Raw genomic sequence first — 25,703 nt, 5'->3', positions numbered from 1 at the left:
TTTACACCTTTGCTTTTTCCTGGGATGGGTTCTCTTTTTGGGCACCGAAACCGGTATTTAATTTGTACTTAAAAAATGATCCGTCCTTGGGGCCTTCCACAATCTGCCCGTATTTTTTCAGGGTGGCCATGTACCACAAGGTTTTGTCTGTGGGCATATGGACATTGAGAGCGATTTCCGGGATAGTGGCGTCTCCTGCTTCAAGAAAGCCAAGGATCGCCTGAACCTGTTTTTTTTGCTGTTTCATCATTGCGGCACTTCGTGCAATGGACTCTTTTCTTTGGGCCCTTAAATGCTTCATGGCCTCTTTTTTGGCATCGTTACCTGGTTTTTCCATGATCTGTTTCCCTTTGATTTGTCTTCCCCGGGACGGACAACCGGTTAGTTTCAGGCGGCATGTTCGCCTGCAACAATGGCGTCCACCATCTGTTCATATTGTTCCAAAGCCCATCCGTTAAGATCGATGGCCTTTTCCGGACAGACTGCTGCACAGGCCCCGCATCCCAGACACATGGCCGCCGTGACCTGGGCCTGCTTGACGGTTTTCCCGTTCCTTTGAACCTCAACCAGCTTCAGGGCTCCTTCCTTGATACAGGCATCCACACAATTCCCGTGTCCCTGGCATTTATCCGGGTCAACCTCGGCAACAAATGGGTCCAGTTCAATCACACCTTTGCCTAACAACGCACAGGTTTTGGCGGCAGCGGCGCCTGCGGCATTACAGGCCTCTCCCGCATCCATGGGTGCCTGGCAGGTTCCGGCCAGGAACACACCGGAGACCGGAAATTCCACCGGCCTGAGTTTGGGGTGGACCTCAAGCAGGAACCGGTCGGTTCCCACGGGCAGCTTCATGGCAGAGGCCAGGCCGGACACGTCACTGGGCTCGATGCCCGTTGCCAGAACCACCAGGTCGGCCGGTACTTCCATCTCTTCATTAAAGGTCAGGCCGTCTTTGATCTTCACGGTCAAAGGGAAATCCGGAGTCCTGCTTTTTTCAACAGTCGGCATGGCATCGGCCTCATACCGCATGAACACGACCTTGTTGGCAGAAGCCCGGTTGTAAAGCTCCTCCTGTCCCCTGCCGTAGGTCCGGATATCCCGGTACATTTCAATGATCTGTGTATTTGGAAAGCTTTCCCTGATCTGGTTGGCCGCGTTGAGCATGGCCGAACAGCAGGTCCTTGAGCAATACTCGTTGAGCTGTCCGTTCTCCTTGGGCTGATGGACCCCGGGGATCTGGCGGGACCCGACACAGTGGATCATGGCAATGTTCTTCACCGGTTTTCCGCGAAACTCAAACCGGCCGGTCTCAGTCTGGTAATTACTTTGTTTGAGTGCTTCAATCAGGGTGGGCAGGGTGATGACCTGGGGATAGGTCCCAAACCCGAACTCCCCTTCAAAGGGCTGATAGGAAACCGATCCCGTTGCCATGATAATGGAGCCCGTATCAATTTTAAATGTTTCGGTCTGCCCCTTTACATCCAGGGTGAAATTTCCCACATACCCCTGGACATCGGTAACCTGGCAGTTGGTATGTACGGTGACGGCCGGTGCGGCCTTGACCTTTGCCAAAAGTTCCCGGAGAATATCCGACGCCTTTTCCCCGGACGGAGCCAGACGGCCAAGATTGTTAAGGTTGCCCCCCAGAGTATCGGTTCTTTCGATGATGGCCACCTCGATCCCATTACGGGCAATTTCCAAAGCTGATTTAATCCCTGCAATGCCGCCGCCAATGACCACGGCATGTTTTTTCGCATCCACGCGGATGGGTTCCAGGGGTTTGAGTTTTCCCGCCTTTGCGGCTGCCGCTGAAATGAGAACCGTTGCCTTGTCCGTAGCCGGATCGCCATGGTGAACCCAGGAGACCTGTTCGCGGATGTTGGCATGTTCGTAAATAAAGGGATTGGCACCGGCCCGTTCAATGGCGCCCCTGAAGGTGGTCTCATGGAGGCTGGGGGCACAGGAAGCCACCACCACCCGATCCACTTTTCCGCTTTTCAAATCGTCAATGATCAACTCCTGGCCAGGGTCGGAACACATGAACATATTGGTTCTGGCCACAGCCACGCCGGGCATTTTTTCAACCCGGTTCCTGACCTCCTCCACATCCACATGGTCCGAGATATTCCCCCCGCAGTAGCAGATATATACACCGACCTTTTTATCGTTTTCGTTTTCTTTCATCATTGAATCTCCCTTGGCAGACCGGCCATGTAATTGGCCGCTTCCATGGCAGCCGTTCCGGATTCCGTGATGGAATCCACAATGTCCTTGGGACCGGCGGCGGCACCTGCGGTAAATATCCCTTCCATATCCGTGAGAACCGGAGATATTTTGGGTTTGATGGATGTAATGAACTGGTCTGTGTCCTTGGATACCGGACAGACGCCGGCAGGATCCCAGCCCGGCACCATGCCCATGGAAAGGATGACCAGATCGTGGTTGGCCGTATCAATACCGGACCCGTCCTGGCGTTCGTACCGCACCTGAACATTCCCGTTTTCTGCCGCGTCGATCCGGCCCACCTTGGCCTTTACAAATTCAATGCCCATGGCCTTGGCGTTCTGGTAGAACTGTTCATATCCTTTGCCAAAAGCCCGGATATCCATGTAATAAATGGTGATGTCCGCCAGGGGCAGGGAGCCGGACAGCAGCATAGCCTGCTTGATGGCATACATGCAGCAGACCCGTGAACAATAGGGAACCCCCATTTGTTTGTCCCGGGAACCGGCACACTGGACATAGGCCACAGAATCGGGCTCCATGCCGTCGGATGGACGTAACACACGGTTGTATGGGCCATGGGGGGCCAAAAGCCGTTCCATCTGCAGGGAATCAATGACATTGGGAATCCGTCCGCTTCCAAACTGCACATTCTTCTCTTTGGACAGCAGTTCAAACCCGGTGGTCAGCACAGCGGTTTTGGCCTGGATGATGAAATTCCGGGGTTCCTGGAGATAGTCGATGGCCTGGGTGGGACAGGCCTTTTCGCACTGCCCGCAAAGCATGCAGTAATCCGGGTCCAACACCGGCAACTGGGGAATGGCGTTGGAAAAGGGAATGGAAATGGCCTTTTTAGCACTGAGCCCACCCTGTTCTTCATCGGGAACATAGACCGGGCAGACATATTCGCATTTCCGGCACCCGATGCACTTGTCCGAATCCACATACCTGGGCATCTGGCGAACTTTAGCCGTTACACCGGTATGGCTCCGGTTTAAATCGGATAATTGGCAATAGGTAAACAAGGTGATATTTTCATGGTGGGCTGCCGACGACATTTTCGGCGTGGTGATGCAGCTGGCGCAGTCCAGGGTGGGAAAGACCTTGGACAGCCGGATCATCTTTCCGCCGATGGACGCATCTTTTTCCAAGACTGCGACCTTGTAACCCTGGTCGCCAAGATCCAGGGCCGTTTGAAGCCCGGATATCCCTGCGCCCACCACAAGGGTGTCAAATTGTTGAATGGGGAGCATGGTTCCTCCTGATAGATGAGTGGGTCTGTGTTTTCTGTTCCGCCTGGACCATCATGCCGGTTGGGGCGGTCCCAGCTCATTGACCAGCTGGTTCATCTGGTTAATTTCGTTTAAAAAGGCGCGGTTGCAGACGGTGCATATGGCGGTCAGACGAAGGCGCTTTAAATCCAGGTTCAATGATTTCATCTTCTGGTAGACCGAGTTGAGCCGGTCGGCCAAGGCCTTGTAAGCACCTTCATAGGGGCACTCTTCGCCGCAGGACATCACGATGATGCCGCTGATGCCTTTTTTAAAACAGTCAATGTAAAAGGATTCCGGGAACAGCACCGGGGCCTTGACCCTTAAAATATAGGTATTTGCCGGATAGCTGGAGTGGGCTTGGCCCACGGAATCTGCGCCGGGATAGGCGCATGTTTCCGTAGCCAGGATTAATATTTTATTTGTCTTAATTTTATTTGCCTTAGATGACATGGCAGCCTGCCTTATTTATTCCGAATGATAAAGTGCCTGTCATACCCGTCAGCTTCAAGAAATCCCATGTACTCATGCCCGACCTTGCCGGCCCAGGCCGGGATATCATTCCGGGTCCCGGCATCGTTGGAGAGAATTTCAAGGGTCTGGCCGACCTGGACTTTACCAATGCCTTTTTTTGCTTCCAGAAGAGGACCGGGGCATGCACTTCCACGGGCGTCAGCGATGTTTGCAGCTTCAATTGTATTTAAATCCGTCATGTTGATTATTCCTTTCGATTTGGGTTAAAAATTTTGTTTGCTTTAGGGTGATCCCTATGAAAGCCTATAAGAGCAAGGGGGGTGCCAGAGGATGGTGAAGCAAAAAACAAAATCGAAAAAAAATCAAAACCCCTTTAACTTAAAGGGGTTTTGACTGCCTGAGGTTGACAAGGGAAGAGAGACAGGCCTTTTCTGCAGCCGGCGTTCCTTTCGTTACTTTCGTCAATAGTGAACAGGTTGGGTGCGTTACTATGGGAGAGGAGCAGGATATCCCATTTTTTCATATTACATTTATTCTTAACGTTCCAAAGTAGATACGATATTTGGTGTGTAGATAATTGCGTAAAAAGCGTTCAATCATATTAGTGCTTGCCCAATCATGTGGTAAATTGAAGAAAAAAATTTGCAGGGCTTTCCGAATAATGTTAATGATTTTATCATTTATTTCTTCAATAGTTATGCAGATCTGCTTATTCTTACTTTTAGGATGTTATCCCGTTAGATAAGTTTAGATAAGTGAATATGAAAGATAAACGGAAGCCACAGATCAACTTGTTAAATTTCAAGCACGAAAGGAGAGAGTGCCAGATGATAGAAGCAATACTTGGAGGTGTCGTAGCAATTATCTTGAGTATGATTGCTAATGTGCTAACTCCGTTCTTCCAAGACTTTTTTAATACAAAACCCGTTACAGTTCCGGATATCCCAGAGCAACAGATACCGGAGCCTGATCCATCCAATGTCGAAGAGTGGAGAGCCCAAAATCGTGCCAAGTTAGAAGCAGTTGTCGGCAAGGTCTATTTTTATGGTTTCTCCTACTTCGCTATGTACATGGCATTCTTTATCCCTCTATCTTTAAATGGAGGGCTTGTGAATCCTAAGGTGAACCTCATTCATTCTATGTTGGCAATAGACTACGTCATCTATCAAGACAACCTGTCTGCAATTTGCGCCATATTTGGTGTTCTGGCCTACGCTCCTTTCTGGAAGTTGTCGCAGCTTATCGCCAACTTCGTAAGCGCAATTGTTGTCCGATTTACGTTTGTAAATGAAGTTAAATATCTGGCATTCACAGTTCTGGCAATGGTTTTTTGGGCATTCTTTATTGCTGGGAATGTTTCTTGGGCTGTAAACGCTGATGTGGGTTGGTTTGATTCAATCAAGCTTTCATTAATTCTATGGTTTTTACTGTTCTTTTCCGCATTAGCAAACAAAAGATAGAACTTAACACAGCGCTGCTGTCAGACAATTTTTCTGCTTTGCTGTAAAATTGCCACAGAGCGCGACGTTAGCTGGTATCAATCTCATACATAGCCATAGGACGAAAACACCGTGGATGATCTAAAAGATAAATTAATTCAAGCATACAATGATGGCTCTTTTTTCGAGTTCATCCACAAAATTTATTATCAAGATAAAAAAGAAGAAAAAATATTACCAAACCTAATAGCTGGTCTGCATAACAGCGGTGAGTTTGACATTATTGAACTTTTTAATAGCTTGAAAAACACACCAGAAAAGCATGACTTTTTCACAACACGACATGTCTTTGAAGACGTTTTACCTGACCTGAATGCCCCTGTTGCTGAGGTCGCCAATTGCGTGAAGCATCTGACGTTAGAGGCAGGCCAAGATATGGCAGCTTACATGCTGTTACCTCCTTTTAGGGAGTTTTGTCAAAAAGACCGTGCCAGAACAAAAGCCCTTTTTGATTTTGCGCTCACCAATTTCGACGAAGAGTTTGATCATTTGTCGACTGCCATTGAAGCAGGAGCAAATATTGATGAGACTGAATACGTTAATCAAAGTCTTGAGTTACTAAATAATGAGAATGAAACGATTAAGCAAAGAGTTATATTTGCTTTAGGTCGAATTAATTATAAAAATAAATCGCTTTTGGAACCTGTTTTGGATTCAATCCAAAAGTCATCTGCTTTATCATCATCGGATGTCATATTAGCGACGGCGATGCGTGCACTGTTCTCAATTACTTCCCAGTCTGAAAATTTAGAAACATTCTTTATAGATTTTTTAGCTACTCATTCGGAACGTTTAGATGACCATTATATTCACACTGCTTCAGAAATACTCTTCTACGATGGGAAAAAAGTAAGTTCTAATGTCGAGCCCAGATTGTTAGATATTTGTTGTCATACCAAGCCAGAGAACAAAAGAACTATTGATAACATTGACTATGCACTTGAACGATTGTTAAATCGTAACGATTTTGTTGGCTGCATTGAATTCTTAGAACGCTTTTTTGAGTTAAGCGAATACAAATTGTCAGTTATAGCTTTCGATAGTTTTGTTCGGGAATTGCGTAACCACAGAGAGACTCACTTGTCGTCGCTACTCACTAGATGGCTGTTATCAAAAAAAATAAAGCTTGGGAAATGTTGTTATGACCTTCTCCGAGATATTGACAAAGGTATTTCTATTGGATTTGATAAATCTTGTTTTCCTGATAATAGCAAAAGCGTATATTTATTCTTAGCCAGAAAAGCTTGTGGTTGGTTTTTTAACCAGCCTAAAACAGCGATTAGTTTAATTGAATCTATAATCCCTGATGCTCCCGAGGATGACTTAGATGATATACAGCTATTAATTTTCAACCCTCTATGTATCAGCTACCCTGGCAGCATTCGCCTGCGCATGGAGAAACTACAAAAGTCTTCACAAAAACGACTGAAAGATATCGCCTCTAATATTCTATCCGATTTAGAGAAGTATCAAGGGGCAGTTAAGGCTGCTCTTGAAGTAAATGAACTAAAACCAAGTGAACAGAATCGGCATACTTATTTGAAACATCACAACAAATTGATGAATGAATCCATGAAACAAGCTAGAAGTGAATCTCTTTTCACTTCGTTGTTTAGCGAGTCGATATTGCTCTATGGAAACAAATCGATTCATTATATTCATCATGGTGAACAAAAAACAAGGCAGGAGGTACCACTTCAAGAAATCAGTCATTCAATTGAGCTGGCATCAATGTTCAACCTCGATCCGCATGGTTTAGAAAATATGATCTGGCAGTTTAAAGCGGAGGGTTGTAGGTCATGAAGTTAGTTATAAGACAGTACTTAGCGTCATTAAAAGAGCGTGGTGAATTAGACGCGTTATTACCTGATTTATTATCACAAATGGGGTTAGAAGTCTTTTTAAAACCTGGTATTGGTAGTAGGCAATATGGGGTTGATGTTGGGGCTTACGGCAAGCTTTCAGAAAATTCCGAGAATAAAGTCTATTTGTTTTCAGTAAAATCTGGCGATTTAGATAGAAAAGACTGGGATGGCGGTAACCCACAGGATTTACGCCCCTCAATCAATGAAATAATTGATGTGTTTATTCCGAGTAGAATTCCTGCTGAATACAAAGATCGGTCAGTTGAAATTTGTTTATGTTTTGGTGGTGAAATTAAGGAGGAAGTAAGAGCTAATGTTAGTTTATTTTTAGATAGGCAAACGACAAATGAACTGAGCCTTTCTGAATGGAATGGCGATAGACTATCCGCATTAATCGAGCAACACATGTTACGAGAAGAGTTGTTGCCGAAAAACTGTCGAGGATTATTGCGTAAATCATTGGCGATGATTGATGAGCCAGATATTTCGATTAAACACTTTAGCCAATTGGCTATTAGTCTCACAAAAACTGACGATTTAAAACCAAAACAAATTTTAACTGGAATTCGGCAATTATATTTGTGCCTTTGGATATTGTACTCCTGGTGTAGGGAAGAAGATAATTTGGAGAGTGCATTCTTATCAGCAGAGTTTTCACTACTTAATGCTTGGGAGGCTAACAAGTTTGCGTTCGAGAAGAATAATAAAATAGCCATTTCAGCACTAACTACCTTAGATTCCATTCTTAGATTGAATCTACAGATATCACACCAATACGTAGAAGAAAAAGTCATCCCACACGCAGGTAACCTCTATGCACTGTCACATGCTGTAAGATCTTCTTGTGCAGTTGATGTGAATTTAAAATTGTTTGACGTACTTGGCAGGCTGGCTCTTAGTGGATGCTGGTCTTATTGGTATTTGGGGAAAAGAAAAATTAGTGCCGACAATGATGAATCTACAAGGTTTTTCACAGAGGCTGTTGCCAGTTGTCAAGAGACGATTAAAAAGCTTGTAGTAAATAATCCTATACTGTTTACACCGTACAAGGATGATCAAGCGATTGATTTGGTTTTAGCTCTTTGGTTTTTGTCTCTCGATCCAAAACACTGGCAAGATATAAACTCATGGTTGGTAAATATGACACATCAGGTATTTCAGATGTTTAGGCTTCATGACAAATACCCGACAACCATTAGTAGTTATGCAGAATTGATAGAGCATCCTATTGATAAAACAGATGAATACATGAAGAGTGTCACTAAAGGCTCAATCTTATATCCCTACATATCTGCATTTTCAGCAACAATGGGTTTTGAAAAACCATACGAAATAATTAAAAGAATAAAAGAGGAGTACTTATCTCATTGCAATTTTCAAGTGTATTTTTTTGACGAATCATCTGAAGAACACTTTTATCGGTTCGATAAAATGCACGGTGCCACATTATCCAATACAAATTTAACAGAAGAGCCTGATGATTTTATAGAACAGTTAGTTAGTGAATGTGAACAGTCAAATAAAGTTTATGAAATGAGTGCTTTTAAATATTCATTCTGGCCAATTATATTGACAGGATGCAGACATTACAGATTGCCAGTACCAATGCATTTTATTGTTGATATTTATAAACAAAGAAAAGAACCATAAAAGTTCAATAAAATGGACTCAGACAAAATTTTATTACAACAAGCCAAATGAAGGCGGATAAACCGCTTATTTGGAAACGTTCACGGCGGCTCCGCCGCCGTGAATCGCGGTGCTGACTTCGTCCAGTACCTTGTCCAGTCGCCTCTGGCGCCTGAACAAGGTACTGGACCGGTCACTGCACACCGATCAATCAAACTATCGTTTGCTTGATCGGCGCACAGCGCCGGTCAGCACCGCGATTATACAATCGATATGTTAAATAAAATTGGAGTAAACAAATGGAAGAAAAAAAAACACATAGGCTGTGGGTTCCTGTTGAATTCAGTCAAGAATGGCTTGAGTGTGATACTTCTACGATAGATGATATATCCCCTTCATGGTTTGACAGAAGGGAAATCCTTCAAAACAACTCAAAAGAATATCAGGAATTTATTACCGAACTCAAACGTGAACATGCCATTGAGACCGGAATTGTAGAACGAATGTACGATCTTGAAAAAGGCATAACTGAAACATTTATCAAAAAAGGATTTGTTGAATCATACATTAGCCATAATGATACAAACGTTCCAGTTCCGAAATTGCTTTCTCATTTATCCGATCATCTTGATGCAGTTGATTTTGTCTTTGATGTTGTTAAAGAAAATAGAGATTTAACAATTGGTTTTATAAAAGAACTTCACGCACTCGTAACGCGTAACCAGGAGTATGCCGAAGGAAGAGACCAATTTGGCAGTAGAACTAAAATAGATCTAAGAAAAGGTGCTTTCAAAATCCTTGAAAACAATCCAACTCGTGAAGATGGAACTAAAATCTTATATTGTCCACCTGATCATGTTCAGGCCGAAATGGATAACCTGATTTCGATTTACAATGATGCCGAGAATAAAAACATCCATCCATTAATTTGTGCCACCTGGTTTCACCATGCATTCACTACAATTCACCCATTTCAAGATGGCAATGGTCGTATTGCAAGACTAATTGCAAGTTTGATTTTGATTAAACATGGCCTTTTCCCTTTTACAGTTTTAAGAGAAGAGGCCAAAGCTAAATATATTGATGCTCTTGAAAAGGCTGATGCACATGAATTTCAGCCTCTAATAGACTATTTTGCCGAAGTCCAAAAAAGACATATCGAAAAAGCTCTAAATTTAAAAGAGGTTTCAAGCTCATCATTTGATGAAGTAGCAGATATATTTTCAGGCAAGATTGAGAATTGGCAAAAGAAAAAGGCTGCTGAGAAAGAAAAACTACTTAATAAATCCAGAATAGATGTTTTCAATTTTTGCCTCAAACATTTGAATCAGATTTCTGATCAGCTTAGCGCCAAGCTCAATGGAAATGCAAATATCACCATTCAAAAATGCTCTCCCGATGAGGATGAAAGACAAGATTTTTATTATGGTCAAATAATTAAATACGCTAAGAAACATAATTACTATTTCAACAGAAATTTTCCAAAGGGTTGGTTAACTTTTAGAGTTGAATTAGCTGAAAATAAAAAATATCAACTTTGTGTTACTCTTCACCACTATGGCTATGAGGACAGCACCTTAGCGATTGGAGCATTTCTTGAATATTTGATACCTCATGAAAGCAATGATCGAATAGACGAAGCCCTTCCCTTAGAAATTAAACCTCATGTAATTTCCCTGACTGGAGACATAAAAACAAAAGAAAAGAACATAGCAGCTTTTATAAAAAATGCAGTTACCTTAACTATGGCTCAAATTGCAAGTGAACTATAGCGAGTTGGCTGAAAAGAAAAGAGCAATAAATGTATAACATTACTGTTGCAGTGGACGGCTCGTACCTCGCCGCCCCTAAACAGTCCGTTCACGGCGGCTGCGCCGGTCAGCACCGCGATTATACACAATAGGAGTATGTAATGAAGTTTATTGGGAAGCTGAAAGAAATTTGGCAAAGAAACAACTCGTTGGTCTGTGTAGGCCTTGATCCAGATTTATCGCGTTTCCCGGAACAATTTAACAAAACATCAGATTCGATGTTTTGTTTCAACAAAGCAATTATCGACGCAACCCATGACCTGGTTTGCGCATTCAAGCCCCAGATAGCGTACTTTTCAGCTGTATCTGCTGAGAAACAGCTTGAACTGACAATAGACTATGTGAAGCAAAGCTATCCGCATATTCCCATTATCCTGGACGCGAAGCGAGGGGACATCGGCAGTACTGCACAGAGGTATGCAACGGAGGCCTTTGAAAGATATGAGGTCGATGCGGTGACAGTTAACCCTTATCTGGGTTACGACTCTGTAGAACCATTCCTGGCATATAAGGATAGAGGAACTATACTCCTATGTCGCACGTCTAATCCAGGTGCTGGTGATATTCAGGACCTGGAGATTGACGGTGAGCCTCTATACAAACGTGTAGCTCGCTTGGCCAGTGAAACCTGGAATTCAAACGACAATTGCCTTCTTGTTGTCGGTGCTACATGGCCATCTCAAATGCTCGAAATTAGGAAGATGGTGGGGAATATGCCGTTTCTTGTCCCTGGGGTTGGTGCCCAAGGCGGGGATGTCGAGGCCCTGGTAAAATCTGGTCAAACCAATGACGGTACAGGAATGATTGTCAGTTCATCGAGAGGTATTCTATACGCGAGTAGTGGTCCTGACTTTGCTGAGGCAGCAAGGGCAGTTACCTTAGAACTACGAGACAGGATCAACACATACAGGAATAAGGTATAACAAACGCATTTACCGGATGAAGCGGTGATACTGGTGTCCGATTAACAAGAGCATTTCAAGTCATTGGAGTAATGACCGATTATGGGAATCTTGAATTTGTATTTGAAGATATTGACAAAAGATGGATTTGTATCGGAATTAAAAAGAATTAAGATCGAACAAAAGACTGAAAACCGATCATACCCGCCCAAAAACGGCGAGTATGGCGGATTAGCCAGGGCGTTGTGCTTTGGAAACAAAAACGGATAATCTTACGTTTGCGCTGAGAATACAAAATAGGCATACAACATGAGCTGGATACCTAAAGTATTAATAGCAGTCGCTGCAAGCAACACCTTTGGGGCGATTAATTTTTTTTTGAAAACCAATGGGATAGTTTTAGATTACTACAGAATATTTAAAATTATTATTTTGATAGTAGCGTATCGGATTGCAATATTAGCCTACCGTCCTCAATTTCTTGCGGCGGCAATTAGCTATATTTTTCTGATACTTGGTATTATCAGTGCCATTTGGGCTATCTATACTGGGATACAAGTCGGAGCTAACACAACATTAATATTAGGTATAATTTGGGTTTTCGGTTTTACGATCGCTATATATTGGTTTTACAAACATCAAAATGAATTTAAAAATATTGCACAAAAAGACGCCGACCTGGGGAGATAGCAGCCTTTTAAAAGCGCTTGGTTTTAGAAAAACTTGGCTTTTAAAACCTGCTCGGATATGTTCCCGGTCAGTTGAGCTGCCCGCTATGGAACAACGAATAATGGATATTTGTTAGGTGCTTGGAGGTGCTTGGGTCGGACCGAGTCAATGCACTGCAATCAAAGAAAATAATGTCAAAATTCACTCTTGAAACAGACTTAAACCGATGTTTTGGGGGTAAAAAAAGCATTTTAATAAAATATCATCGACGGTTATAGAACTTTACCCCTTAAACGACTGCTTTCGGTATTGAAAATGACGGGATAAGGCCGAAAAACACCAGTCAATAGAATTTTTTGGGTATTTAGACAAGCGGTTACGTGAGCCCGACCCTGAATTCATTACTTTAGTCAACAAGTAACGGATTGGGTGCGTTACATTGGGGCTCCAGCGGAATATCCCACTTTTTCATGTATTTCCAGACAGAGGTTCTGCTCTTGTTAATGCGCCGGGCCACTTCGGCCTTGTTCCACTGGCACTGTTCAAGCAATTGAATCAGGCTTTCCCGGGTGATTTTCTGATAAGAGAACTCAGGAGCAGGATACCGGTTCATTGGGGAAGAAACCGGGAAAATATTTTTTTCCAGGATCTCGATGGGAAGGTCTTTTAGCTCAATCTGGCTGGATTCGCAAAGGACAAAGGCGTGCTCTATGGCGTTTTCCAGTTCCCTGACGTTTCCCGGCCAGGGATGCGCCATTATTTTTCTCATGGCTTCGGGGCTGACTTTTAATATATTTTTCCCTTCTCTTTTGTTTCCCTTTTTCAGGAAATGGTTGACCAGCAGTGGGATGTCGCACTTTCTCTCCCGTAACGGCGGCACATGGACAGGGAAAACCTTGAGCCGGTAAAACAGATCCTCTCGAAATTTTCCCTCACGGACCAGGCGAAAAAGATCCTGGTGGGTTGCCGCGATAATCCGGATATCAATTTTGATTTTTCTTGAATCGCCCACCCTCTCGATCTCCCTTTCCTGGAGGACCCTGAGAAGTTTCACTTGCATATAGGGGGTGAGTTCTCCAATCTCGTCCAGAAATATGGTGCCCTGATCCGCCTCTTCAAACCGGCCCTTCCGGTCTCTGTGGGCGCCTGTAAAGGCACCTTTCACATGGCCGAACAGCTCGCTTTCCAGCAGGGTTTCGGACAGGGCGGAACAGTTGACCGTTACCATGGGTTTGTCATCACCGGTTCCGTTGTAATGGATGGCACCGGCCACCAGTTCCTTGCCTGTGCCGCTTTCTCCCTGGATAAGAATGCCGGCCTGGCTGTTGGCCGCAGCCCGGATCGCATCAAATACATTATGCATGGCCGGGCTTCTCCCAATGATGTTGCCTAACTCATAAGTTTTTTTCAGCTTTCTATTGGCCTCTTCCGCAGTCTTTCGAACATTTTTAAGTTCGGTCAGGTCTGTGATGGTCTCTACAATACCATGGATGCGGTCATCTTCGTCCTTTACCAGTCTTGCATTTTTGATGACCGGGACGTCATGGCCCTCTTTGTGGCGGATAAAGCATTCTTTGGCTTCGGTTTTGCCATGTTGGATCACTCCGCATTTATGGATATCTGCCGGACAGTTATGGCCAAAACAGCGGCTGCACTCAATGAGGCTGCACGTTTTGCCAATGGCTTCCTGTGCCGTGTACCCGCTGATTTTTTCCATGGACCGGTTCCAGGAGGTGATAACGCCCTGAGAATCCAGTATAAAAAGTCCTTCGGCCATGGTGTCAAGAATCTGATTCAAAAATGGTACATCCCAAATCTCATGATTTTTCATTGGCAAGTCCTGTTAGTTAAAAAATCAGCGAAGCCCGGCCTGGACCAGGATCTCTTCAACCCGGTGTTCCCAGCCGATGGCCATGAGGTGAATGCCGGAAATACCCTTCATCTCTTTTAATGCCTGGATCTGTTCACAGCAGATTTTAATGCCTTCTTTGGCGGCATCTTCTTTAGGGACACCTGCGATTCTTTTAATGACCGCGTCGGGAATCACTACGCCGGCCACCTTGTTGGCCATAAACTTTGCCATGCCGACAGATTTTAACGGGATGACCCCGGCAAGGATATGGCAGGATTCATCCGCGCCCAGATCCCGGACCTTGGCAAGCCATTTTTTAAACAGTTCCATGTCATAAATGCACTGGGTCTGAATAAAATCAGCCCCGGCTTTGGCTTTTTTCATCATGCGGTAGGGCCTGAATTCAAGGGGTTCGGCAAAGGGGTTGGCTGCCGCGCCCACAAACAGGTCCAGTTCACCCTTAAATGGCTTGTCATTATCAAGAAAAAGATGCTCGTCGCGCATGCGCACAGCAGCCGAGATCAACTGCATGGAGTCAATATCGTAAACCGCCTTGGCGCCGGGCTGGTTCCCGGAAGTGGTATGGTCGCCGGACAGACAGAGCAAATTTTTGATACCCAGGGCACAAGCACCTAAAATTTCACTTTGCATGGCAATGCGGTTACGGTCCCGGCAGGTCATCTGCCAGATAGCTTCAAGCCCTTCCTGTTGGGCAATCAGAGCTGTGGACAGGCTGGACATCCTTACCGTGCCCGACGGGTTATCCGTGATATTTACACCGTCCACAATGCCTTTCAGGTGAGATGCCCGTTCTCTTACATGTTCAACATCCGGGCTCTGGGGAGGGCCCAGTTCCGCGGTGACGGCAAACTGGCCTGCATTAAGCTTCTCTTTTAAAGTTTTGCACATAATTTTATTTCCAAATATATAAATTGTGCTTGCGTTCAGGCACGTTTTAATCAACAGCTTCGATGCTGCAACCGGGCTGCACCAGGGTCTGCTGCACCGTGTTTTTCCACTGTACGGGGGGCTTGATTTCAAGCATATCAGATAGCCGGCCCTGCTGTTTCAGGCGGTGATAGATATCATACCAGGCGCAGGGAACATTTTTATCCACCTCACATTTCCCATTATCTGTTCCACCGCAGGGTCCGTTGTACAGGCCTTTGGCGCAACGGGTCACAGGGCAGATGCCGCCGCTGAATCCCAGGACACAGTTCCCGCAGGCCCGGCATTTTTCCTCATACCATCCTGGCCCTCTGTCAATACCGATGAACATGGTGTTGACCGCCGGAAAAACCGGTGTCAACGGATACCGTTCCGCCAGAAGCTGATTTCCGGCACCACAGGCCATGGAGAGCAGACAGTTATAATCTCGATATATTCGATCCAGGCCGCTTAAAAACTGGGCATTGCACTGACGTTCCACGGTGCATCCGCTGATTTCATGATCCAGTCCCTGTGCTTTGACCTGTTCCTCCAGCTCATTGTTTAAAAGTTCAACTTCCTGCTGGCCGCCTGCCAGGCACACAGAAACACAACCGCCGCATCCGACGATGAGCACCCGTTTGTAACCGTTAATTTGGGCCAGAATCTCTTCCATGGGTTTTAGTGTTGCTTTAATCATTGAACGTCTACATCCTTTTTAACAAAATGTTATTTTTTTAAGTCCCTAGGATTTGGTATGGCACTCGCCGCATACAACGGGTCCCTGCCCTTCGGTGTCATGGCACTGGATACACTGCCGGTGAAATGCCCGAAGTAAGGAAAACGATTTTTCACCATTATGGCAGGAAGCGCATTGGATCTCCGGGTTGCCTTCATAAAGTTCGTCTTCGTCAAGCGTGTTGGTTCCATCCTTATAATCATGGTGGCAGTCCAGGCATTCCAGAAACCCCATGTGCTCCTCGTGGGGAAAGTATACCGGAGACAGGTTTGAGCTCTTGGATATCAAAAGATTGGGAAAAAAATCTTTGCCGTATCCGCATACCGCAATAAGCAGAATGCAAACCGTCAGAACGGCAGGAATAAACTTTTGAGACACGGGCCGGTCAGGCCGGTGTACCGTAAGTCCGATTCTTTTTTTCATTTGCCCCCCTCATGATGTTCCAGCGGCAGTTCAACCGGCGGGACAGGGCCGTCAAAGCGGTGAACCGCACCCTGGGACCGGCAAATATCCCGGCCAAGGGCGATCATCCCGGGAATATTGAGTTGAAACGGACACAAACACCGGGTGCACAAAGCACATTTGTCCCATAAAATATCCCGGATCTCTTCAAGCTCCTCCCGGGTTACCTTGCCTCTCTTTTTGTACAGTCTGCCCACGGAATGAATCACCTTGTGGGAGGGCATATAGCTTGGGTCTTCCGGGTTGTTGCGTTGCAGAAAGCAGGTGTCTGCGCAATAAGTGCAATGGATACAGGCGGAAAAGAACAATCTGATCTCTGGCGCGTTTTGCTTAAGCATGGACCTGATGCCGTCAGGATCAATCTTCTGCCCCGCAGGTTCTTTGGATACAGATAGATTGTGACCGGTATTATTTTGGGTAAACCACATAGTTAAACAACCCCTTTATTTGTATCAAGCGGTTGCGTCATTGCCGCAGGTTTTGCCAGCCGTACTGCAAAAAATGCAATCATATGAACCAGCCGTGTGTATGGAATGGCCACCAGCATCAACTGCCCTGTGATGATATGCGCGTTGAGCACGGCATCATAGGGCAAAAGGCGATGGTAAGCGATAAATCCGGTTAAAAAAGGCAATATAACCAGGATAATGATCAAATAGTCACTGAAAAAAGAGACAGCCCGAACGCGTTTTGTAAACAAACGGCGAAACAGGAAATAGAGACCGCAGCCCAAGACGATTACGGTCAGGTTGTCTGCAAAATGGCCAGGCAGCATGGGCAGGCTGACTCCCCAGGATGTGTCCAGAAGAATGTTGTGGCCTTCTATGAAGAAGGGCAACAGTAAAAGGATCAGATGAAACACAACCGATATCAGTGTGGTGACGGGGTACCGGCCGGGAAGAGATGCTTTATAAACCTTAGGAAACCGGGCATTGGGATTGATAAAAGCAGTGCCGGGCCGGCAGACTGAAACCAGCCGGACCAGGGATATGGTTTTAAAAACCATGCCTGCGGCAAAAAGTATAACAGTGACCCACATGATAGGGCCGGTTAATAAATCATACAACGGCATCAATTATCTCCTAAGTAAAATTCATGGCCAAAAGATCCTGTCCAGAGACAGGGACCGGCACTTCAACTGATTGGTTTAATAGTCATTTTTGACTCTTTTGTTTTGCCGGCTTTAAAATGATTGCACTTTTTCATTTGCCTTTCCTTGCCCGTTCCAATATTTATTCCAAATTAATCCAAGAATTATGCCATCTTTGACCGGAGACCAGGAGACATAGACAACTATCTGAATTTTATGAACAAATAAAAGAACCACCCGAACAAATTCAGATCCTTGCCAGACAATATTAAGCCGGAAGGTTACACTGATAACGTTAACCTAAACGTTACCACTCCCAAAAATTAAGGGGCAGCCGTAAAAATATCTGGCTGCCCCTTAAGCGGTGAGGTGGTTAAACAGATTTGGTGGAGGTAAGTAAATGCCATTACTTGAATCTGAGTAACTGAAGGAAAATTACTGCAATCCCCATGCCACAAAAGCCAATCTCAAACAACTAATTCTGGTAATATTTCAGCCCCTATATCGGCAGGTTTGCCGTGAAAAACCGATGAAGATGCGATCACATCAACCCCTGTGCCTGCATATTCTTCTACATTTTCGAGATTTATACCCCCCGCTGCAACAACAACAATTCCGGACCGCAGCTCGTGTAATCTGGGAACTAATTCCTGAACATCTGTAGATTTAAATTTATCCAACTGGATAAAATCGAATTTATATGAGGCAAACAGCAAGGCCTCTTCTATATTGTGAGCTTCTACCCCGATTTTTCGTTCGTGAACAGTGCTGCGAATTTCAGCAAACTTTTTCAAAAAAGCATCGCGCCCACCCAGACAATCCATATGTTCTCTAAATATCAAAATGCTATCATGCAATCCCATGCGATGGGGATATGCTCCGGCACAGAGAATGGCTTTCAAGGCCAATTTCTTACTTCCTGGTATATTTTTACGCGTGATGGCCAGTGAAATATTTGGATTTAATTTTTGAGCTTGCTGCAGCATTTTATGTGCCCGGGTAGATACCGCACAACAGTACTCAAGTATCTTTACCGCACTTCTCCAGGCCACGTGCAATTTGTTCAAGGGACCAACCGCTTCAACAAGTACCTGCTGTTTTTCGGCCCAAACACCACTCGGGGTTATGATAGAAGCCGTCAATCCGAGAATTTCAAGCATGCGGGCGACTTCTTCGGTACAGGAAGCCAAACAGGCCGTGCGAGCCTTGTAAAATAATTTACCGGTTGTTGCCGGTATTTGCAGTAAATGAGAGGTTAAATCAAACACCTGTATGTCTTCATCCAAAATTTGACAGAGTTCGTGATCGGGAATGTAATACGTCATATTGAATTCTCCTTGCTCCTTGAAAATTGTACGTGATACGAATCAAAAAATTAACCGATTCGTTTTTTCATGATTTATTGTGGCACAACCTTTATATTGGGAGGTGTGCCAAGTACGGCTTTATAAAATTCTGTAGCTTTGCCTAAATCGGCTACACCAAGCGTCAAAATTGTAATTCTTGAAATTTTCAACTCATTTGTATGCCAATGTTTTTTGCAAATCAATCTGGTATTTTTTCATCCGGTTCCACACCGTGACACGGTTGATATTAAGAAGTTTTGCCGCACGGGTCTGGTTTCCGTTTGCCTGAATTAAGGCATCAATTAACTGCTGTTTTTCATTGGTTGTGTTATCCGGGCGGCGCTCAACACTCCCCGGCTGGGTTGATGTCGCGGTATCAGCACCAATGCGTTTGGGAATATGGTCGAGCTGGATTATCGGGCCGTCAGCCGTGACAAACGCGTAATCCATGGCATTTTTGAGTTCACGGATGTTGCCGGGCCATTGATATGCCATGAACAGGTCCATAACGTCCCGGCTGATACCGGTGATGGTTTTGCCGGTGCTTTGATGGCACTGCCGGATAAATGTGTTTACAAGCAATGGGATGTCTTCGGTACGCTGCCTGAGCGGCGGCAGGTAAATGGGGATAACATTTATTCTGAAAAACAGATCCTGCCGGAATTCATTTTTTTCAATCAGTGTTTCAAGATTTTTATTGGTAGCTGTGATAATTCTCACATCCACCCGGACAGGGGCAATGTCGCCCACCCGTTCAAACTGCCCGGACTCAAGCACCCGCAACAGTTTGGTTTGCAGCGGCATGGGCATATCGCCGATTTCGTCCAAAAAGAGACTGCCTTGGTGTGCCGCCTCAAACCGGCCGATACGGCTGCTGTGGGCCCCGGTGAATGCCCCTTTGACATGGCCGAACATCTCGCTTTCCAGGACAGACGGGTTTAAAGCCGCGCAATTGAGCCGGATAAACGGCCCCTGCTTTCTGGTGCCATTCAGGTGAATGGCATCGGCAACCAGTTCCTTGCCGGACCCACTTTCCCCCAGGATCATCACCGGGGCATTTGAGCCCGAAGCCTTTCGGATCATTTCAAACACGGTTTCCATTTGCTGTGATTTGCCTGTCATGCCGAAGAAATCATTGTCATGGCTGCGTTGCCTGGCAAGCATATTGACCTGTTTGTCCAGGCGCTCAAGTTCCGAGATGTCGGTCAATGTCTCCACCACCCCCACCACATTCTGGTGTTCATCTCTGAATGCCGCGGCATTTTTTAAAACAGGCAGATAGCTGCCGTCTTTGCGTTTGATCAGGCATCGGCACTTCTGCATTTCCGACTCCTGGGGAACAAAAAGACGGCACCACACAGACTTGTCTATGGGGGTCAGGGTCTGCTCACAGGCGTCACACTGCAGCATACGGCAGGACATACCCACGGCCTGGGCCGACGTGTAGCCGGTCAATTTTTCAAATGCCTTGTTGACCATCTGAATGGTGCCGTCCGGCCCGATGAACATCAGCCCATCGTTGATGGTGTTGACAATCTTCTCCCAGAACGCATCCATTTCATGCTCATGTATCAGCATATTTCCTGCCTTGTTTAAATTGTTAAGCATGTGTTTAAATCTTACGCTATATTTTTAACACATGCTTAAACATATTTAACACCTTGGGTCCCTGTCTGTCAGTATAAATTTAGGAAAATATCGTAAAAATAGCAGGTTGTGATTTCCGAAAAACCCGGCACGGGCGTTGCAATTGCCTCGTAGGGTTAAAAATAGGAAAAGAAAAACCAAGCAGCTGCATAGACCATTTATGCAGTGTGACGCTTAAAAATTTGTGGAGGTTCAATGCAGCTGAGCAGAAGACATTTTTTTAAAATCATGGGCGCAGCTACGGCCACGGCAGCTGTTGCGCCTGCAACCGCCGACGCCTGGCAGTCCAAGGCCCCGCCTGATCCGTTCGGGTGCCTGGTGGACCTGACCCGGTGTGTGGGTTGCCGCAAATGTGAAGATGCCTGTGCCGAAGTCAACCATTTGCCGGCACCGGAACGGGCCGCCTGCCAATGTACTGTTTTTGAAAAGAAACGGCGTCCGGATGACAAGGCCTATACTGTGGTTAACCGGTATTTTACCGGAACGGTGGATGAAAATGACAATCCTATCCCCACCTTTGCCAAGGTCCAGTGCATGCACTGCCAGGATCCGGCCTGCGTATCGGCCTGCATTGTGGGGGCACTGACCAAGGACGAGACCGGCGCGGTGCGGTACAATGTGGACAAATGCATCGGCTGCCGCTACTGCATGGTGGCCTGTCCCTTTGAGATTCCGGCATACGAATATTTTGATCCTGTCACTCCCCGGGTGATGAAATGCACCTTCTGCTACGACAGGATATCCAAGGATGGCGGATTGCCCGGATGCGCCACCATCTGCCCCACCGAGGCGCTGACATTCGGTAAACGGCAGACCCTGCTCGAGGTGGCCAAAACCCGGCTGGCCCAGAACCCGGGCAAGTATATTGACCACATTTACGGAGAGAAAGAGGCGGGGGGCACCTCCTGGCTTTATATCTCTTCGGTTCCCTTTGAAACTGTCAACCTGCCGGATCTGCCGGATAAGCCCATGCCAAAATTGTCGGAAACCATCCAGCATTCGCTGTTCAGTTATCTGTGGTCTCCCATTGCACTTTTCAGCCTTTTGGGCGCAATTATGTTCGGCACACACAAGGCGGAAAAAACCAAAGAGACGCCTTCGCAGAAAGGAGGTAGTGATGCATAAACCCATGGCATTAAGAAAACCGTTCTGGACACCCGGGGTTCTGGTGATGCTGGTTTTTATGGTTGCCGGTGCTCTCACCATTATTGCCCGGTTTACCGGGGGGATCGGATATGTGGCCAATTTAAGCACAGCCAGACCCTGGGGACTTTGGGTGGGCGTGGATGTAGCCACAGGCGTGGCCCTGGCTGCCGGCGGATTTACCACGGCGGCAGTAGCACATATTTTTGGCCGGCATGCCTATGAGCCTGTCACACGGCCGGCGCTGCTCACCGCTGTTTTAGGATATACCTTTGTGGTCCTTGGGCTGATGGTGGATATCGGCCGTTCCTGGGCGATCTGGAAACCCATGTTCAACTGGAATACCAATTCCGTATTATTTGAAGTAGCCATGTGCGTTATGTGCTATCTCAATGTGCTCTACCTGGAGTTCTTTCCCATTGTGGCCGAGCAGTTCAAAGGAAATGTAAACCTGCCGGGCCCGTTGGCCCTGCTCAACGGCCTGGTGGATGGAATCCTGAACATTGGGGATGCCATTATCGACAAGATCATGTGGATCTTAATTATTCTGGGGGTGGTGCTCTCCTGCATGCACCAGTCAAGTCTGGGTTCGTTGATGCTCATTGCCCCCACCAAACTGCATCCCCTGTGGTACACGCCCATTCTGCCGCTGTTGTTCTTGACTTCAGCGTTTGCCGTGGGCTATCCCATGGTGGTGTTTGAAACCACCATCGCTACCTCTTCATTCAAGCTGGATTCAGAAATGAATATTCTGACGCCCTTGACCCGGATCACCATCTTTCTTTTAGGGTTCTACATGGCGCTCAAAATCGGAGATATGGCGGTCCGGGGCACCTGGATCTATCTTCTGGACGGCACGGCCCAGAGCAACGCTTTTGTGGCGGAGTTGGTCTTTGGTGTAATCCTCCCCTGGCTCATGCTGGTTTCCCCCAAGGTAAGGGCATCGCGCAAAGGACTTTTTACGGCAGCAACCCTTATTGTGGCGGGGGTGGTCCTGAACCGGATCAACGTATTCATTGTCGGGTTTAAACCTCCGTTGAGTGACCCGGGGTATTTCCCTTCCATCGGAGAGATGATGGTAACCTTTGGATTGATTGCCACGCTTATGTTCCTCTACAGAATCGCGGTTACCTATCTGCCGGTGCTGCAGGGGTCACAGGAGGTGTCCCGATGATTAAATTGGCAAAAATGATAAAAGCCCTTAGTGTTATGGCAGGGGTGTTGTTCATTGCAGCATCGCCCTGCCGGGCGGCCAATACGTGGACCGCCCCGGATCAGGAGGCCGCAAAAGAAAAAGCAAAGGAGACGGTCCCGTTTGTCAGTGAGTACAAAGACGAAGGGCACACGGAACGTAAAATGCGGCTTTTGGACCAGGGATTGTCCCTGTCCGATATCAATGATGTCTATTTTCTTCTGGACAGCCCCATTATTAAAAAACGTGAAGACCATTACGGCCCGGTCAGGTTTGCCCATAAACGGCATGCAGCCCTGATCCAGGACTGCACCCGGTGTCACCACTATCGTCCCAAAGAGGAGGACGCGCTTGAAACCACCCGGTGTTCAGCCTGCCACCAGGATGCTTTTAACAGTGAACACCCAGAACGAATCGGCCTGAAAGCAGCCTATCATCAGCAATGTATGGAATGCCATAAGGCTGAAGCCAAAGGGCCGACGACCTGCACAGGATGTCATTTGAAAAATGTGCCGGACCACACCCAACTGGTTAACCTGCCGGACAATGCTGATCCGTTCCAGGTGACCGCCGAGTGTCTCAGATGCCACGAAACCCAGGGCAAGGATATGATCAAAACCGCCCATTGGCTCTGGAAGGGGCCGTCCCCGTATACCACCGGCCACAGCAAAGAGATCCTTCACGGCAAGGCGGCTACGGCGTTGAATAACTATTGTATCAATATCATCAGCAACGAACCGCGCTGTACCAGTTGCCATGCCGGATATGGATGGAAAGATGCAGGCTTTGATTTTACAGACATATCAAAAATTGACTGCCTGGTGTGCCATGACACCACAGGCACCTACAAAAAAGAGCCCACGGCAGCGGGTATGCCGGCAAAAGACGTTGATCTGAAGATGGTGGCCCAAAAGGTCGGGCATTCCAGCCGTGCCACTTGCGGAGCCTGCCATTTCAACGGCGGGGGCGGCGATGCCATCAAACATGCCGACATGTCCAGGCAGCTGCTAACCCCGGAACGTAGTTGTGACGTCCACATGGGTGGATATGATTTTGCCTGTACCGAATGCCATAAAACCCGGAACCACCGGATTGCGGGCCGGAGCACCTCGGTGCCCGTGGCAGAAGGCAAGGTCTCCTGCCAGGACTGCCATGGAGACAATCCCCATTACAGCGGCGGGCTTTTGGACCATCATCTGGATAATCATTGTAAAACCCTGGAGTGCAATGTGTGTCACTCTCCGGTATTTGCCAAGTGCAAACCCACTAAAACATACTGGGACTGGTCCCAGGCCGGGGATAAAGACCGGAAACCCCAAATGGATAAGTACGGCAAGCCCGATTATAACTGGAAAAAAGGCTTTTTTAAGTGGGAAGAGTCGGCGGCACCCGATTACCAGTGGTATTCCGGATATATGCACCGGGTGCTTTTGGGAGACAAGGTAGACACCAATGCCGAAGTGATCAATCTGACCACACCGGTGGGCTCCATTAAAGACCCTTCGTCAAAAATTACACCGTTCAAGATCATGAAGGGAATCCAGGCTGTGGATGCGGATCATGATACCATTCTGGTGCCCCATCTGTTCCCCAGAAACGAGGAGGATAAGACTGCATTCTGGAAGAACCGGGACTGGGACAAGGCGTTTAAGGAAGGTATGTCCGTGGCAGGCCTGCCCTATTCAGGATCATACAAATGGAAAAAAACCTGGATGTACTGGCGGCTTGAACATGAAGTGATGCCTGCAGACATGGCTCTTTCCTGCGCCCAGTGCCATGAAAGCCTGAAAGGAGAAACAACCTGTAACCGGTGTCACCAGGACAACCGCAATGTGGATTTCAAAAAAATCGCCCACAAGGGCACTGATTTTTCCTATATGAAATCCAAAGGCCGGGATGTTGAGCATTTAATCAACAAAACCGATTATATAAACTTTAAATCCCTGGGGTATAAAGGCGATCCTATTATACACGGCGGCCGGTTCAAACAGCTGCCCATGGGATACGGCACCACGCCGTAAAGTCCGAACGCTTCAACACAGGTCTTGGTCTCTTTTTTTAAAGTTTCACCATGAAGTTGATCAAGGCCTGTACCTAATTTATTGCTGAATGGCATCACTCCTATAAGCCTATAAGTTGCCTACTCAATAAAGGAAAATTTACCACACCCACACAACCTCTTGACATCCCCCTCTGATATAGATAAGTTTTTATTTAAGTGAAATCGTACTCTAATCTCAAGCATCTCAATAAATTTTCTATATGTTTATAAGAAACTCTCTGTAAGCCACAGAGATGTTTAAATATTCGTTGTGGGCCGAACCACGGTCAAAGACCAAGGACGGTCCGTGACCGTTATAAAAAGGTGTGAGGTTTAAAATGAAAAAAATGGTCAAACCTGTGATTTTTATTTTTATCGGCATTATTATCGCCTTTCCTGTATTCAGCTTGACCTATTATACAATGGCGAGAACATCAACGCCTGGATTCTGCGCCTCCTGCCACGAGATCCAGCCTGCCTTTAACGCGTGGAAGACCTCTACCCATGTAAACAACGCCCAGGGATTTGTCGCGGATTGTATGGACTGCCACCTGCCTGCCCCGCAGGATACAGTGAACTTCTTTTATACAAAGACGATCCATGGCATCAAAGATATATTCGTTCATTTTGCCTATGGAACCTATGACCGTGAAAAGAGCCGTGAGCACGCCTATGAAACCTTTAAAAATGCGCAATGCCAGAAATGTCACCGAAATCTTTTGAATATCCCGGATAAAAGGGGAGCGATGTTGGCCCATCGGACAGTTTTATACCCAAGAGAAGGATATGAAAAAAAATGTGTAGACTGCCACAGGAATCTGGTTCATGTGGACAGCGAAATTTATAGGTACAAACAGAAACAGGCACCATACAGAGGATCTGGAATTCAGGATTTATAAACCTTGTAACGGTTACAAATAA

The 25,703-nt window shown here is 46.3% G+C and carries 23 protein-coding genes; 10 read left to right on the top strand and 13 right to left on the bottom strand.

Annotated features, from left to right (window positions below):
• Position 1: 1 nt before the first annotated feature.
• The 5 genes from B147_RS0108675 to B147_RS0108655 are packed head-to-tail and all read right to left on the bottom strand — an operon-like array spanning position 2 to position 4,207.
• A complete protein-coding gene (locus B147_RS0108675; protein WP_020586819.1) occupies positions 2-337 on the bottom strand; it encodes a hypothetical protein in 336 nt (111 codons plus the stop codon).
• 50 nt (positions 338-387) lie between these two features.
• Entirely contained in the window at positions 388-2,187 is a 1,800-nt protein-coding gene (locus tag B147_RS0108670) for a CoB--CoM heterodisulfide reductase iron-sulfur subunit A family protein (protein WP_020586818.1), read from the bottom strand.
• The gene (locus B147_RS0108665; RefSeq protein ID WP_020586817.1) at positions 2,184-3,476 is read right to left on the bottom strand and encodes a CoB--CoM heterodisulfide reductase iron-sulfur subunit A family protein; all 1,293 of its coding nucleotides are present in this window, start codon (positions 3,474-3,476) and stop codon (positions 2,184-2,186) included. Before B147_RS0108665 ends, B147_RS0108670 begins: the two co-directional genes overlap by 4 nt.
• A gap of 51 nt (positions 3,477-3,527) precedes the next feature.
• Positions 3,528-3,947 (bottom strand): hydrogenase iron-sulfur subunit, encoded by a 420-nt coding sequence (locus tag B147_RS0108660; protein WP_020586816.1) that lies wholly within the window; start codon positions 3,945-3,947, stop codon positions 3,528-3,530.
• A gap of 11 nt (positions 3,948-3,958) precedes the next feature.
• Positions 3,959-4,207: a sulfurtransferase TusA family protein gene (locus B147_RS0108655; protein ID WP_020586815.1), complete on the bottom strand. Its 249-nt coding sequence runs from the start codon at positions 4,205-4,207 to the stop codon at positions 3,959-3,961.
• Positions 4,208-4,795: 588 nt separating this feature from the next.
• Here B147_RS0108655 and B147_RS0108650 point away from each other — a divergent pair.
• The 6 genes from B147_RS0108650 (at position 4,796) to B147_RS0108620 (ending at position 12,364) form a co-directional block, all read left to right on the top strand.
• Positions 4,796-5,428: a hypothetical protein gene (locus B147_RS0108650; protein WP_020586814.1), complete on the top strand. Its 633-nt coding sequence runs from the start codon at positions 4,796-4,798 to the stop codon at positions 5,426-5,428.
• A gap of 111 nt (positions 5,429-5,539) precedes the next feature.
• Entirely contained in the window at positions 5,540-7,270 is a 1,731-nt protein-coding gene (locus B147_RS0108645; protein ID WP_020586813.1) for a hypothetical protein, read from the top strand.
• On the top strand, positions 7,267-8,982 hold the full coding sequence (locus tag B147_RS0108640) for a hypothetical protein (RefSeq protein ID WP_020586812.1): 1,716 nt from the start codon (positions 7,267-7,269) through the stop codon (positions 8,980-8,982). Before B147_RS0108645 ends, B147_RS0108640 begins: the two co-directional genes overlap by 4 nt.
• Positions 8,983-9,260: 278 nt before the next feature.
• Positions 9,261-10,733 carry a Fic family protein gene (locus B147_RS0108635; protein ID WP_020586811.1) on the top strand — a complete coding sequence of 491 codons (1,473 nt, stop codon included), beginning with the start codon at positions 9,261-9,263 and terminating at the stop codon, positions 10,731-10,733.
• 140 nt (positions 10,734-10,873) lie between these two features.
• Positions 10,874-11,695: an orotidine-5'-phosphate decarboxylase gene (gene pyrF, locus B147_RS0108630; RefSeq protein ID WP_020586810.1), complete on the top strand. Its 822-nt coding sequence runs from the start codon at positions 10,874-10,876 to the stop codon at positions 11,693-11,695.
• Between the two features lie 288 nt (positions 11,696-11,983).
• Entirely contained in the window at positions 11,984-12,364 is a 381-nt protein-coding gene (locus B147_RS0108620) for a hypothetical protein (RefSeq protein ID WP_020586808.1), read from the top strand.
• Positions 12,365-12,749: 385 nt separating this feature from the next.
• On the opposite strand, the gene B147_RS0108615 is transcribed toward B147_RS0108620, so the two are convergent.
• The 8 genes from B147_RS0108615 to B147_RS0108580 form a co-directional block, all read right to left on the bottom strand.
• Positions 12,750-14,174 carry a sigma-54 interaction domain-containing protein gene (locus B147_RS0108615; RefSeq protein WP_020586807.1) on the bottom strand — a complete coding sequence of 475 codons (1,425 nt, stop codon included), beginning with the start codon at positions 14,172-14,174 and terminating at the stop codon, positions 12,750-12,752.
• 24 nt (positions 14,175-14,198) lie between these two features.
• Positions 14,199-15,104, bottom strand: a complete 906-nt coding sequence (locus B147_RS0108610) for a methylenetetrahydrofolate reductase (protein WP_020586806.1) — start codon at positions 15,102-15,104, stop codon at positions 14,199-14,201.
• A gap of 46 nt (positions 15,105-15,150) precedes the next feature.
• Positions 15,151-15,822 carry a methylenetetrahydrofolate reductase C-terminal domain-containing protein gene (locus B147_RS0108605; RefSeq protein ID WP_020586805.1) on the bottom strand — a complete coding sequence of 224 codons (672 nt, stop codon included), beginning with the start codon at positions 15,820-15,822 and terminating at the stop codon, positions 15,151-15,153.
• 45 nt (positions 15,823-15,867) lie between these two features.
• Positions 15,868-16,284, bottom strand: coding sequence for a cytochrome c3 family protein (locus B147_RS30210; protein WP_020586804.1), 417 nt, complete (start codon positions 16,282-16,284; stop codon positions 15,868-15,870).
• Complete coding sequence (locus B147_RS0108595) at positions 16,281-16,751, bottom strand: 4Fe-4S dicluster domain-containing protein (protein ID WP_020586803.1); 471 nt, start codon at positions 16,749-16,751, stop codon at positions 16,281-16,283. The genes B147_RS30210 and B147_RS0108595 overlap by 4 nt, the downstream gene beginning before the upstream one ends.
• Positions 16,752-16,753: 2 nt before the next feature.
• The gene (locus tag B147_RS27920) at positions 16,754-17,395 is read right to left on the bottom strand and encodes a hypothetical protein (protein WP_020586802.1); all 642 of its coding nucleotides are present in this window, start codon (positions 17,393-17,395) and stop codon (positions 16,754-16,756) included.
• 485 nt (positions 17,396-17,880) lie between these two features.
• A complete protein-coding gene (gene modD / locus B147_RS0108585; RefSeq protein WP_020586801.1) occupies positions 17,881-18,738 on the bottom strand; it encodes a ModD protein in 858 nt (285 codons plus the stop codon).
• Between the two features lie 192 nt (positions 18,739-18,930).
• A complete protein-coding gene (locus B147_RS0108580) occupies positions 18,931-20,337 on the bottom strand; it encodes a sigma-54 interaction domain-containing protein (RefSeq protein WP_020586800.1) in 1,407 nt (468 codons plus the stop codon).
• A 264-nt stretch (positions 20,338-20,601) separates the two neighbouring features.
• Between B147_RS0108580 and hybA the strand changes: the two genes are divergently transcribed.
• From hybA to B147_RS0108560, 4 genes are all read left to right on the top strand, one after another.
• Positions 20,602-21,531 carry a hydrogenase 2 operon protein HybA gene (hybA, locus tag B147_RS0108575; protein ID WP_020586799.1) on the top strand — a complete coding sequence of 310 codons (930 nt, stop codon included), beginning with the start codon at positions 20,602-20,604 and terminating at the stop codon, positions 21,529-21,531.
• On the top strand, positions 21,524-22,723 hold the full coding sequence (nrfD, locus tag B147_RS0108570; RefSeq protein WP_020586798.1) for an NrfD/PsrC family molybdoenzyme membrane anchor subunit: 1,200 nt from the start codon (positions 21,524-21,526) through the stop codon (positions 22,721-22,723). Before hybA ends, nrfD begins: the two co-directional genes overlap by 8 nt.
• A 35-nt stretch (positions 22,724-22,758) precedes the next feature.
• Positions 22,759-24,762: a tetrathionate reductase family octaheme c-type cytochrome gene (locus B147_RS0108565; protein WP_425387016.1), complete on the top strand. Its 2,004-nt coding sequence runs from the start codon at positions 22,759-22,761 to the stop codon at positions 24,760-24,762.
• Positions 24,763-25,120: 358 nt separating this feature from the next.
• Positions 25,121-25,681, top strand: coding sequence for a cytochrome c3 family protein (locus tag B147_RS0108560; RefSeq protein WP_020586796.1), 561 nt, complete (start codon positions 25,121-25,123; stop codon positions 25,679-25,681).
• The last annotated feature ends 22 nt before the right edge of the window (positions 25,682-25,703 follow it).

It is taken from the genome of Desulfobacter curvatus DSM 3379 (assembly GCF_000373985.1).
Lineage (GTDB): Bacteria > Desulfobacterota > Desulfobacteria > Desulfobacterales > Desulfobacteraceae > Desulfobacter > Desulfobacter curvatus.
The sequence above is the reverse complement of the archived record's forward strand: the minus strand, read 5'-3'. Positions and strand labels throughout refer to the sequence as shown.